General features: G+C 64.5%; 11 protein-coding genes. 6 read left to right on the top strand and 5 right to left on the bottom strand.

The window, feature by feature from the left end; all coding sequences use genetic code 11:
* Positions 1-29 precede the first annotated feature (29 nt).
* From CIK75_RS09540 to CIK75_RS09530, 3 genes are all read right to left on the bottom strand, one after another.
* A complete protein-coding gene (locus CIK75_RS09540) occupies positions 30-284 on the bottom strand; it encodes a hypothetical protein (protein WP_096223911.1) in 255 nt (84 codons plus the stop codon).
* Between the two features lie 95 nt (positions 285-379).
* Positions 380-1,882, bottom strand: coding sequence for an APC family permease (locus CIK75_RS09535; protein WP_096223909.1), 1,503 nt, complete (start codon positions 1,880-1,882; stop codon positions 380-382).
* Between the two features lie 127 nt (positions 1,883-2,009).
* Positions 2,010-2,756, bottom strand: coding sequence for an IclR family transcriptional regulator (locus tag CIK75_RS09530; protein ID WP_096223907.1), 747 nt, complete (start codon positions 2,754-2,756; stop codon positions 2,010-2,012).
* A gap of 118 nt (positions 2,757-2,874) precedes the next feature.
* Between CIK75_RS09530 and CIK75_RS09525 the strand changes: the two genes are divergently transcribed.
* The 6 genes from CIK75_RS09525 (at position 2,875) to CIK75_RS09500 (ending at position 9,805) form a co-directional block, all read left to right on the top strand.
* The gene (locus CIK75_RS09525; protein WP_158225934.1) at positions 2,875-3,924 is read left to right on the top strand and encodes a 2-dehydro-3-deoxygalactonokinase; all 1,050 of its coding nucleotides are present in this window, start codon (positions 2,875-2,877) and stop codon (positions 3,922-3,924) included.
* Positions 3,921-4,535, top strand: coding sequence for a 2-dehydro-3-deoxy-6-phosphogalactonate aldolase (locus tag CIK75_RS09520; protein WP_096223903.1), 615 nt, complete (start codon positions 3,921-3,923; stop codon positions 4,533-4,535). Before CIK75_RS09525 ends, CIK75_RS09520 begins: the two co-directional genes overlap by 4 nt.
* Before the next feature lie 45 nt (positions 4,536-4,580).
* Positions 4,581-5,729, top strand: coding sequence for a galactonate dehydratase (dgoD, locus tag CIK75_RS09515; protein WP_096223901.1), 1,149 nt, complete (start codon positions 4,581-4,583; stop codon positions 5,727-5,729).
* A gap of 104 nt (positions 5,730-5,833) precedes the next feature.
* On the top strand, positions 5,834-7,159 hold the full coding sequence (locus tag CIK75_RS09510; RefSeq protein ID WP_096223899.1) for an MFS transporter: 1,326 nt from the start codon (positions 5,834-5,836) through the stop codon (positions 7,157-7,159).
* Between the two features lie 58 nt (positions 7,160-7,217).
* Positions 7,218-8,207 carry a TIGR00730 family Rossman fold protein gene (locus CIK75_RS16655; RefSeq protein WP_096223897.1) on the top strand — a complete coding sequence of 330 codons (990 nt, stop codon included), beginning with the start codon at positions 7,218-7,220 and terminating at the stop codon, positions 8,205-8,207.
* Between the two features lie 251 nt (positions 8,208-8,458).
* Positions 8,459-9,805: an NAD(P)/FAD-dependent oxidoreductase gene (locus tag CIK75_RS09500; RefSeq protein WP_096223896.1), complete on the top strand. Its 1,347-nt coding sequence runs from the start codon at positions 8,459-8,461 to the stop codon at positions 9,803-9,805.
* Positions 9,806-9,883: 78 nt separating this feature from the next.
* Here the strand turns inward: CIK75_RS09500 and CIK75_RS09495 are convergent, their stop codons facing one another.
* Positions 9,884-10,831 carry a helix-turn-helix domain-containing protein gene (locus CIK75_RS09495; protein ID WP_241895386.1) on the bottom strand — a complete coding sequence of 316 codons (948 nt, stop codon included), beginning with the start codon at positions 10,829-10,831 and terminating at the stop codon, positions 9,884-9,886.
* A 94-nt stretch (positions 10,832-10,925) separates the two neighbouring features.
* Complete coding sequence (locus tag CIK75_RS09490) at positions 10,926-11,516, bottom strand: TetR/AcrR family transcriptional regulator (protein ID WP_096223895.1); 591 nt, start codon at positions 11,514-11,516, stop codon at positions 10,926-10,928.
* Positions 11,517-11,662 lie beyond the last annotated feature (146 nt).

Raw genomic sequence — 11,662 nt, 5'->3', positions numbered from 1 at the left:
CGTCTCCATGTTCGTTTCCGTTCAGGGGCTCAGCCCGGGAACGGGGCGTTGGGGATATCGGGATTCCCGTCCTCGTCTTCATCCCCATAGGCCTCCATCGCCAGTTCGTCAGCGGTTTCCTCATCCCCGTGAACAGGAATCGACCTCGAATCGATCTCGGTGGTGCCGTCGACGCCGCGACGCGTTTCGTGCTCCGTGGCCTCCGGCTGGGGAAGTTGCGTCCCATCCATGCCCATTCCAGCCTGGGTGACGGCGTCCTGGTGGTGGTGTTCGTGGGTACCCATGGTGTCCTCCTCGACAGATCGTCCCGGGCCCGTGGCGCTGCTCGTTTCGGCACAGGCGCTTCGGGCTCTTCTTCCAGCCTACGACCCCGAGGGTTTTAGTCCAGTTCCTCCGGGTCCAGACCGCCACGACCGATTCCGGTATAGACGGACGGCCGGGCTGATCGCAGCCAGTAGGCGCCGACGACGCCGAGGAGCCCCGGGACCACGATGATGGCCGGAAGCAGCCAGCTGAGCATCCCGGGTTCCTCCAACCCGATGAGCACATCGAAGTTCGCGACGATCATTCCGAACACCGCGATCAGGGATACCCCGGCCAGCAGCGGCGCGACCGTAGTCGTCCAGGCCCCGGGTTTGGCGGGCTGGCGGCGGAAGAAACCCATGACGGCGAAGGACGTCAGCGCCATCAGCAGCACCAGACCGAACGCACCGGTATTGGTCAACCAGGTGAACAGGGTCAGGACCGGGAACAACTCCCCGTATTCGTGGCCGGTTCCTGCCACGGCGAAGACCACCAGGACGACCAGGGCGAGCACCGACTGAGCGATCGAACCGGCCAAGGGGGCCCGGGTCCGCGCAGACACCGCGGCCAGCTTCGCCGGCAGGACATTTTCGCGTCCCAGCGAGAAGATGTAGCGGGCCACGACGTTGTGGAAGGCCACCAGGGCGGCCAGTAGGCTGGTGATGAACAGCAGGTTGGCCAGATCCACGAACCAGACGGCTGCATGGTCGGCGAAGTACACGAACATCAGGTCCGGCCCGAATTCCTCCGACCGGCCGATCACCTGGCTCTCACCTTCGGCAATGGTCATCGCCCAGGCGGAGAAGGCGTAGAAGGCGGCAATGACGACGACAGCGATATAGGTCGCCCGGCGGGCGGTGTTGCGCGGATCCTTGACCTCTTCGTTGTAGATGGCCCCTGATTCAAATCCCATGAATGCCGCGACACTGAAGGCCAGGGCCGCGCCGACACCGGTGGTGAACAGCGAGCCCGGTTCCAGCGAGGCGGTGCTGATGCCTTCCGGGGCGGTGCCGAAGGCGAACACGTCGTAGATGATGACCACGACGAATTCGAGCGCGACCAGCACGCCCAGCACCTTGGCCGAGAGGTCGACCTTGTTCACCCCCAGGATGCCCACGATGAGCCATCCGGCCAGCGAGCAGACCCACCAGGGGATGTCGAGCCCCATGGGCCCTGCCAGGAACGAGGACAAGGCGAAGCCGAACAGGCCGTTGATGCCGATCTGCATGGCGTTGTAGGACAGCAGTGCCACCCAGGCGGATCCGACCCCCGCCGGCTTGCCCAGTCCGCGGGAGATATAGGCGTAGAACGCCCCGGCGTTGCGGACATGTCGACTCATCGCCAGATAGCCGACCGCAAAGATGACCAGAACCGCGCCGAGCAGGATGAAGGACAGCGGCACCCCCAGCAGACCCGTAACCGCGAAGTTGCTGGTCACCCCGCCGGCCACGACGGTCAACGGGGCCGAGGCGGCGATGATCATGAAGACCAGTGCCGGGATCCCGAGTCGGCGTTGCCCCAACCCGATCCCGACGGACGGGTCCTGTCCGACCTGTTGCTGGGTCTTGGCAGTGGTCATGGTTCCTCCTGATGATGACAGCACGGCGTGATGGGACCGGCACTACAGACCACTGTGCCCCGGATCACAGCCGATGGGCTTGGCTTTGCGCGACGCCCCCTTGCCCCCGGGCGCAGCAGGCCCCGGGCTAGCCGGGGTAGCCCAGAGACAAGGAGACTCGGCGGGCCTCCTTCTTCATCACCGGAACGAGCGCCCGCATCCTTTGCATGGGCATATAAGGGCGGGTCGCCGAGATACTCACGGCGGCCACGATCTCCCCGCCACCGTTTCTGATGGGGGCAGCCACACATCTAATCCCAGGCTCGTTCTCCTCCAGATCGAGCGACGCCCCCTGAAGGGCGTATCCGGCCATCAGTTGCTGAAAGTCATCCGTCCCGGTTGGCTGCTCGGGATGCTCGGCAACAAAAAGCCGCTGCCAGTCCGCGCTCCGGTCGAGGAGCAAAGCCTTGCCAATACCGGTCCGTGTCAGGGGCATCCGGTGCCCGATCCGCGAGCGCATCTCGGCGCCCCGCTGCCCGGGGATCTTATCGAGATAAAGGACCTCACCGGCATCCTCGATGGCCAGGTGGACGGTGTCCTGCACCTGAGCGGCGAGCTCTTCGATGATCGGACGCGCGACCACGGGCAGAGGATTCTGATGGAGTGCCTGAAATCCATACTCGATCAGCGTCGGCCCCAAAGAGTAGCCGCGCCCATTGATAGTCCTCAGATAGCCGTAGATCTCCAGCAGCTGGACCAAGCGATGGGCCGTACTGCGCCCCAAACCCGTGGCTTCGGCCACCGCCGCCAGGTCCTCCGCACCACCGGCCACAGCCCGAAGGACCTCGAGGCCTCGGGCCAGGGTTTGCGTACCGGATGGGTGGGATTTTGCCATGTTTTTCCTGCCACTGGTTCCAATAAACTCCACAACGACTCTAGGCCGGCAATCACAATATCCCAATAGTTGGGATGTTGTTCGACATTTTGGGATACGACTCTCAGACTGTTTTGTTGTGACCCAATTCTCAGCGGATCCCCGCCCCACCACCGCATCGGATGCCCTCCCGGCTCCGCGGCTCATCGCCCTCGACTGGGGGACGACCTCATGCCGCGCCTACCTGCTCGGCCCGGATGGCCTCGTCATCGAGACCAGGTCGAACGGAAAGGGCATCCTCCAGCTATCGGCGGACCCAGCGACGAAGGACGCCGAATTCGCTGCTGAACTGACCCGCCTCTGCGGTGACTGGATCCACGAAGCCCCGCACCTTCCCCTGCTCGCCTGCGGCATGATCGGCAGCAACCAGGGCTGGGCGGAAGCAGGCTATGCCCCCCTCCCCTCCCGGATTATGGCCAAAGGACCGGCCCTCACGCCTGTCGAAACCCGGCAGGGGATCCTGCATATCGCCCCGGGCCTGGTCAAGGATGCCGGCGCTGACGACCACGGTCTCCCCGATGTCATCCGCGGGGAAGAAACCCAGCTCCGCGGCATTCTTTCCGGGAAGGAATCTCCCGCCTCATCGATCATCGTCCTACCGGGAACCCACACGAAATGGGTCCTCCTGGACGAGGACGAGGTGCTCGACTTCACCACGTCCATGACAGGGGAGCTCTACTCCCTGCTCATCCACCACAGCATCCTCGGTCGGCATTCCATACCACCCCGACACCCGGACGAGGCCGCCTTCCTCCGTGGGGTCGACGTCGGCATCGGGACTGAATCGCAGGAGGAGGGCCGCCCGGGCCTGCTCACCGCCCTATTCTCCGCGCGCTCCTTGGCCATGACTAATGACCTCACTGCCGACGCGGTCCAAGACTATGTTTCGGGTCTGCTGATCGGCTCCGAGGTCGCCGGATTTACCCGACGCTGGGTTGGACGGACATCCACCCAAGAACCCCCGAGGCCATCCATCACGATCTGTGCAAACCCGTCACTGGCCAGCCGATACAAGCGCGCCTTCCTGCGCCTCGGTATTCGAGTCAACACCGCAGCTGACGACACCACGGCGAAAGGGCTGTGGCACACCGCAGTCCTTTCCGGACTCCTAGCAAAGGAAAAGGCATGAACACCACCCCGACCGGACTCGTCGCTATCCTGCGTGGCCTCACCCCAGGAGAGGCCCCGGAAATCGGCGAGACCCTCCACGCCGCCGGATTTCGTTCTCTTGAAATCCCGCTGAACTCCCCCCTCCCCTTTGAATCGATCGAACGACTCAGGTCGTTGCTTCCCCCGGATTGCTCGGTCGGTGCCGGAACGGTGCTCACGCCGGAAGACGTAGAACGAGCCAAGGATGCCGGATCGGACATCATCGTCTCCCCCAACACGAACGTAGATGTCATCAAGCGTTCCGTCGCCCTCGAGATGCGCAGCTATCCTGGCGTGGCCACCCCGACTGAAGCCTTCACCGCCATCGATGCGGGGGCCACGAGCCTGAAGCTCTTCCCTGCGGACGCCGTGGGAATTCCGGGAATGAAGGCCTGGCGCGCCGTCCTGCCCTCCCATATCGAGCTACTACCGGTCGGAGGCGTCGATGAATCCAATCTGGCCGCATGGATCGCAGGCGGAGCCGGAGGTGCCGGAATCGGCGGCACCCTATACAAACCCGGGCACTCCCCGGCAGAAGTCGGCACCCGGGCCCGAAAGCTCATGTCCGTATGGCAGCGAACCGCCAACTAATAGCCCGTGCTCCCTTCGCAGGGGAGCCGTAAAACAGGAGAAACCATGAAAATCACGTCACTGACGACGTATTCGGTGCCACCCCGCTGGATGTTCCTCAAGGTCGAAACCGACGAAGGGGTCATCGGTTGGGGCGAACCCGTATTGGAAGGCCGGTCCGCGACCGTCGCAGCCGCCGTCGAGGAATTATCCGACTATCTCATCGGGAAGGATCCCCGGAACATCGAGGATCTGTGGACCGTGATGTATCGCGGCGGCTTCTACCGTGGTGGCCCCATCCTCATGAGCGCCATCGCAGGTATCGACCAGGCCCTCTGGGATATCAAGGGCAAGGCCCTCGGTGTCCCGGTCCATGAGTTGTTGGGTGGCAAGGTCCGCGACAGGATCGGCGTCTATTCGTGGATCGGCGGCGACCGGCCCGACCAGACGGCGACGGCAGCGCGCTCGGCGGTCGACCGCGGATTCTCCGCGGTGAAGATGAATGGCACTGAGGAAATGCAATACGTCGACTCCTGGGACAAGGTCGAACATTGCCTGCACAACGTCCAGGCGGTGCGGGAGGCGGTTGGCCCCAACATCGGCATCGGCGTCGACTTCCATGGGCGGGTCCACAAGCCCATGGCCAAGGTCCTCATGCGCGAGCTCGAGCAGTACAAGCTCATGTTCATCGAGGAGCCGGTGCTATCGGAGAACGCCAACTCGCTCTTGGATGTCATGCGCAACACTTCGACACCCATTGCCCTCGGGGAACGGTTGTTCTCGCGGTGGGACTTCAAAGAGATCCTCGCCACCGGGGCCGTGGACATCATCCAGCCCGACCCTTCACACGCTGGAGGCATTACCGAAACCCGGAAGATCGCCCACATGGCCGAAGCCTACGACGTGGCCCTGGCACTACATTGCCCGCTCGGCCCGATCGCTCTGGCCACCTGCCTGCAAATCGACGCCGGCAGCTACAACGCCTTCATCCAGGAACAAAGTCTGGGCATCCACTACAACACCTCGAACGATCTCCTGGACTACGTCAAGGATCCCGGCGTGTTCGCCTACGAGAACGGCATGGTCCAGATTCCCGAGGGCCCCGGCCTGGGAATCGAAGTCAACGAAGAGTACGTCATCGAACGCGCTCAGGAAGGGCACCGGTGGCGCAACCCAATCTGGCGCCATCGTGACGGTTCCTTCGCCGAGTGGTGAACCGACCGATAGCCATTCCCATCCATCGACGGCGTTGATTCCTGACCAAACAGGTATCGAGCAGCCATCGCCAGAGACCAGGTCTGAAGGAAAGACGAAGTCCCATGAAATCCAGCACCAAGGCTCCGGCCTCGCCAAAATCCACGGGCAGCAATGGTTCCCGCCCGACCAAGATGCGCACACTCATCGCCTTGATGTTGTTCATCACGGTGGTCATCAACTACATGGACCGGGCCAACCTGTCCATCGCCGTCCCCTCCATCGCCGCGGAGTTCGATTTGGATCCGGCCCAGCAGGGCCTGTTGCTGTCGGCCTTCGGCTGGACCTACGCCGCCATGCAGCTCCCCGGCGGCTGGCTCGTCGACAGGGTTCGCCCCCGCGTGTTGTATGCGGCCTGCCTAGCCCTATGGTCCATCGCTACGGTGTTCATGGGCATGGCAGGGGGCTTCGCCGCCCTCATCATCCTGCGCCTGCTCGTCGGCGGGTTCGAAGCACCGGCCTACCCCATCAACAACAAGGTCGCGACATCTTGGTTCCCCGAACGCGAGCGCGCGACAGCCATCGCGTTCTACACATCCGGCCAATTCATCGGCCTGGCACTGCTCACCCCCGTCCTTGCCTGGCTGCAAGAGATCCTGAGCTGGCACTGGGTCTTCATCGCCAGTGGCATCGTCGGCATCGTTTGGGCCCTGTTCTGGTACATGACCTACCGGTCTCCGCAGGAAATGAGCCGAGCCAACGAAGCAGAAGTTGAGCTGATCCGCGAAGGTGGCGGACTCGTCGATCTGGAAGAAAAGTCCTCCGCCAAGACCCCCTTCTCCTGGCGTGACGCCGGAGTCGTCCTCTCCAAACGCAAACTCTGGGGTATCTATCTAGGCCAGTTCTGCCTCACTTCGACGTTGTGGTTCTTCCTCACCTGGTTCCCGACTTACCTCGTGAGCTATCGCGGGATGGACTATCTCGAATCCGGGTTCCTGACCTCGCTCCCCTTCATCGGCGCCCTGGTCGGTGTCCTGATCAGTGGGTTCATCTCGGACTGGATGGTCCGCCGGGGCAAAAGCCTAGGTGTTGCCCGCAAGGGCCCCATCATCGTTGGCCTGTTGTTGTCGACCGTGATCATCGGCGCCAACTTCACCGACAGCACAGCGGTGATCATCGCCCTGATGTCCATCGCGTTCTTCGGGAACGGTTTGGCCTCCATCACGTGGTCACTGGTTTCCGCGCTGGCTCCCGAACGCCTCATCGGCCTCACCGGCGGCATGTTCAACTTCATTGGCAACCTCTCCTCCATCGCCACGCCCATCGTCATCGGATTGCTCGTGACGAAAACGAGCTTCGGCCCTGCCTTCGTCTACATGACCGCCGTGACTGCACTTGGTGTCATCTCCTACGTCCTGCTCGTCGGCAAGGTTACCCGGGTTCAGGAATGACCTCCTCCTGGAGAAGTATCGAGTCCGCGCCGAGGCTTCGGAGCGTTATCGTGGATCTGTGAGTAGCGATCCGAGCAGTGTCATCCATGTCAGCGCCGTCGTCCTCAGGGATTCCTCCGGGGCGCTGCTGACCGTGCGCAAGGCAGGCACCAGCCGGTTCATGCTCCCCGGAGGCAAGCCCGAGGCGGGCGAGAGCGCCGCCATCACGGCACTGCGCGAATGTTCCGAAGAGCTGGGCGTGGAGCTGGACCCCGCGGGCCTTCGTCGACTCGGGATCTTCCGCTGCCGTGCCGCCAACGAGCCGGGCCACGAGGTCCAGGCGACCGTCTTCGAGCATCCTGAACTGGTCGCGGCGCACCCCGCCGCGGAGATCGCCGAATTGCGCTGGCTGGACCCCTCGACGGATCCCCTACCCGGGGATCTGGCCCCTCTGCTGGCCGAACAGGTCATCCCCGCCCTGGAGGACCGGGGTCGGAGGCCCATCGGCCGGATCGCATTGTTCACCGGCTCCCGGACCGGCCATGGTGACACCTACCTCGAGGCCACCGCAACGCTGGGCTCCCGGTTGGCCGAAACCGGCGTCGGCATCATCTATGGCGGCGGGCAGGTGGGGCTCATGGGGGTCCTCGCCGACGCTGCCCTGGAGCGCGGCGGAACGGTCACCGGTATCACGACGGAAGCGCTCTTCGAGGGCGAGACAGCCCATACATCGTTGACGCGATTGGAGGTCGTGGCCACCATGCATGAGCGCAAGCAACGCATGGCCGACCTCTGCGACGCCTTCGTCGCGCTCCCCGGCGGGGCGGGAACGCTCGAGGAGTTCTTCGAAGCCTGGACCTGGCAGCATCTGGGCATCCATGCCAAGCCCGTGGCACTGTACAACGTCGCGGGATTCTGGGATCCGCTCCTGGCCATGATCAAGGCCATGGCCGAGCGCGGATTCCTAGCTCCGCTGTATCGGGACACGTTGATCGTCAGTGACGATCCCGACGACCTGCTGGACCAACTCGGTGCGTGGCGGTCTCCGACCCCCAAATGGTCCCAATAGCCGGTTCCGCCGGCCTCTGACCGGCCCTTGACCTCAGGGCCGCAGCCCTTCCCGCAGCCGGGCCCCGGACAGCAGGGGCTTGCCACAACGCGGTGTCGGCCGTATATTCTACAGACATAGAAAAACGATGTGACGTGCTCCACAGCGCGAAATCACCCCCCGGCAGCGCACGGGCCTCCCGGTCCCGACGGACCGACCCAGGGCCTCCTCGCTGCCTCCCCCCTCAACACTGCCTCCAGAAAGCGGTCCCCATGTCTGCCAAGGTCTTGATTGTCGGAGCCGGTTTCGCCGGCCTAGTCGCCGCACGCGAACTGCAAACCGCAGGAGTGGAGGTGGAGATCTTCGAGGCCCGGGACCGGATCGGCGGCCGGGCATGGACCGAGGAACGTATGGGTCTCCCCCTGGAGATCGGCGCGACCTGGGTCCATTGGATGCAACCGTTCGTCTGGACCGAGATCATCCGCTACGGCCAGGAGATCTACCCCAGCCCGGACTACGATCACGCCTACTGGCTGACCGGCGGAACGGTCCACGAGGGGACCGAGGCGGAGCTGGATACCAAACTGCAGCGGCCCCAGGCAAGGATCTTCGAGGGGTCTCAGGAATTCTTCCCCTACCCGCACGAGCCCCTGCATGTGCTCAGCCCGGACTACGACGGCCCCCCCGAGGTGGCCGAACGCTTCCGTCAGGCCGATCGGGGCAGTGTCCTCGACGCCCTGCGCGGCGGGGACTTCAGCCAGGAGGAAATCGACCTGGCAGACGCCTACTGGTCCGCCGGCTACAACGGCCACACGGCCACCGCGTCTCCACTCATGGCCAAGCACTGGGCCGCACTCAGCGATCACCGCCTGTCCCTGCTCGATGAGCAGACACTGAAATTCAAGCTCAAGAACGGCATGCGTGCAATCTACGAGCCCCTGGCTGCGGATTTACGCTGCCCCATCCACCTTGAGACGGCAGTAGAGCAGATCGACCATGACGGCGAGGGCGTCCGCCTGACGACCGCCGACGGTGCGGTGCACGAGGCGGACGCGGTCATCGTCACCGTGCCGTGGGGCGCTTTGAAGAACCTCGACTTCTCCCCCGGGCTTTCGGCCGACCAGCAACGACTGGTGGGCCAAGGATCGAATTCCACCGGGTTCAAGATCTGGATCAAGGTCAAGGGCCACCACAACTTCCTGGCCACCGCCCCGTCGGGGAACCCGCTGGCGATGATGAAGAGCGAGTACTTCCTGGAGGACGGCACGACCGTCCTGGTGGGATTCGGGCCGGACCACACGCGGATCGATCTGCAGGACGCCGACCAGCTGCAGGAGATCATCCGCCGTTGGCGGCCGGATCTGGAGGTGGTCGAAACCACCGGGCACGACTGGGTGGCCGATAAGTGGAGCGGGCAAACGTGGTCCACCATTGCCTCCGAGCAGTTCACCGACGGCTGGCACCACTTCTGCTCCACGGGCACCCGACTGCACTTCGCCGGCGCGGATTGGGCCAAGGGCTGGAACGGTGTCGTCGTCGATGGTGCCATCGAGTCCGGGATCACCACCGCCCGAACCATCCTGCAGGAGCTGGCGGCCGGGTCCACCGGGCAGGCCTGAGTATGGGCGCGGCGTCGTTGTGCCGACGCCGCGCTCCGGCGCCAGGCCAAGCCACCGGGAACCCCGGGGCCCCTGCCTTCAGCTCCGCGCGCGTAGGGCGCTGGGGGCGGAACCATAGGCAGCGCGGAAGCACCGGCTGAAGTGGGCGGCATCGGGCAACCCGTTGCGGGCGCCGATGACCCCGACCGGCAGATGCGCCAACAGCGGATCCAACAGCTCCCGACGGGACCGGTCCAGCCTGCGCTCCCTGATCCAGGCCGACACGGTCGTCCCCGTGGGCTCGAAGAGCTTATGCAGGGTGCGGGGCGAGATGTAGTGGGCTGCGGCGATCGAGCCGGGCGTCAACGCGGGATCAGACAGATGGGACTCGACGTGGTGCTTGATCCTGTTCAACTGCAACACCCGCTCGGCATTGGCGGCCCGCGGCCCCACCTGCACCTCCGCCGCCAGCACGGTGCCCAGCAGATCCACGGCATTGCGAGCCAGAAGGTAGCCGAGCCCGTCCCCGACCTCGGGCACCAGGTCCCCGATGCGCGCGATGCAGGGGACCACGGCCCGGCCCACGGCGTCGGAGGACCCCAGCCGACGAGCGGTCAACATCGACATGTCGGCATCATCGAGCCCGATCAGCTGCTTGGGGAACATGAGCACCAGCGTGGAGAAGTCCTCATGGAAACTCAGCGTATAGGGGCGTTGGGTGTCGTAGATGGCCAGGTCACCGGGGGACAGAACGGCTTCGCGTCCATCCTGGATGAGGATCCCATGACCGCTCATCTGCAGGCTCACCTTGTAGTAGCCGGGGTCCGCGGGGTTGATCAGCGCCGGGGTGCGGCGCACGCGGTGGGCCATGGCATCGACTTCGAAGACCGCCAGATCCTGGAGTCCATGTCCGGAGACCTGCCCGACAAAGGGCCCCGGGGCCACCGGATCGGCCTCGAGCGGGACGAAGGAAGCGGAGACGAGTTCGCGCCATCTGGTGAAGGTTTCCGCCCGCTGGGCTGACGGGTGGCTCATCGCGATGGTCATCGACCCCTCCTCCTCTGGTGACAGCTGTCACACACCAGTCAAAATACGCCAGTTCCCCGCGGAAGTCACTATTTTCTCCGAGTGTCGAAAAACCTCAGGCCGACAGCAGACCCATATGAACGTCGAATTGGCGGGTCAACTGCACCGGGTCGGCATGTCCCGGATCCAGGGTGGCGGTCACCTGGGCGCCGAGCAGGAAAGTCAACAACCCGTCGGCGGCCGGACCGACATCGACCCCTGCACGCAACTCCCCGGCCTCGCGCGCCTGGACGAGCCACCGCAGGATCCACCCGCGCCAGATGACCATCGAATCGTCATTGAGCGCCGCCTTCTCCCGGTCATGGATCGCCACATGCCAGAAAGGCACCACGGTCCGGGCCTCATCCAGGCGGGTCGCATCCAGCGGGAGCACTTCGCGCCCGAAGGCCTTCAGCGCCTCGAGCCCCTCCAGCGAGGCCGCCGCCTCGGCAATCCGCTCGCTGGTCCGGTGGAAGACGTGCTCGAAGGTCGCCTGGAGCAGCGCATCCTTGGTGGGGAAATACGGTTTGAGCGCGCCATTGGAAAAGCCGGCCTCCTCGGCCACTTCACGCATGGTGGCGCGCTCCAGGCCGAGTCTGGCGATGATCCGCCAGGTCGCTTCCACCAGCTCGATCCGTCGTCGTTCGTGATCGACGATCTTGGGCATGTACCGGCACCTTTCTGCCATCCCTCCCGATCTGAGGGTCCTGCCACCAGCTTAGGCGACCCGTGCTCCCTCCAGCCCCTGGAACGACGGCGATGCGCGGCCTGGCGGCGCCCCGGCGACCGGGCCGTTCGTGAAAGGATGCCCAT

This window comes from Glutamicibacter sp. BW78, assembly GCF_002332245.1.
Lineage (GTDB): Bacteria > Actinomycetota > Actinomycetes > Actinomycetales > Micrococcaceae > Arthrobacter_H > Arthrobacter_H rhombi_A.
The sequence above is the reverse complement of the archived record's forward strand: the minus strand, read 5'-3'. Positions and strand labels throughout refer to the sequence as shown.

What these genes read in the sequence shown, in the direction of transcription:
- CIK75_RS09490 (WP_096223895.1), bottom strand. Translation starts at nt 11,516, where the DNA reads ATGCCCAAGATCGTCGATCACGAACGACGACGGATCGAGCTGGTGGAA.
- CIK75_RS09540 (WP_096223911.1), bottom strand. Translation starts at nt 284, where the DNA reads ATGGGTACCCACGAACACCACCACCAGGACGCCGTCACCCAGGCTGGA.
- CIK75_RS09495 (WP_241895386.1), bottom strand. Translation starts at nt 10,831, where the DNA reads ATGACCATCGCGATGAGCCACCCGTCAGCCCAGCGGGCGGAAACCTTC.
- CIK75_RS09500 (WP_096223896.1), top strand. Translation starts at nt 8,459, where the DNA reads ATGTCTGCCAAGGTCTTGATTGTCGGAGCCGGTTTCGCCGGCCTAGTC.
- dgoD (WP_096223901.1), top strand. Translation starts at nt 4,581, where the DNA reads ATGAAAATCACGTCACTGACGACGTATTCGGTGCCACCCCGCTGGATG.
- CIK75_RS09530 (WP_096223907.1), bottom strand. Translation starts at nt 2,756, where the DNA reads ATGGCAAAATCCCACCCATCCGGTACGCAAACCCTGGCCCGAGGCCTC.
- CIK75_RS09510 (WP_096223899.1), top strand. Translation starts at nt 5,834, where the DNA reads ATGAAATCCAGCACCAAGGCTCCGGCCTCGCCAAAATCCACGGGCAGC.
- CIK75_RS09520 (WP_096223903.1), top strand. Translation starts at nt 3,921, where the DNA reads ATGAACACCACCCCGACCGGACTCGTCGCTATCCTGCGTGGCCTCACC.
- CIK75_RS09535 (WP_096223909.1), bottom strand. Translation starts at nt 1,882, where the DNA reads ATGACCACTGCCAAGACCCAGCAACAGGTCGGACAGGACCCGTCCGTC.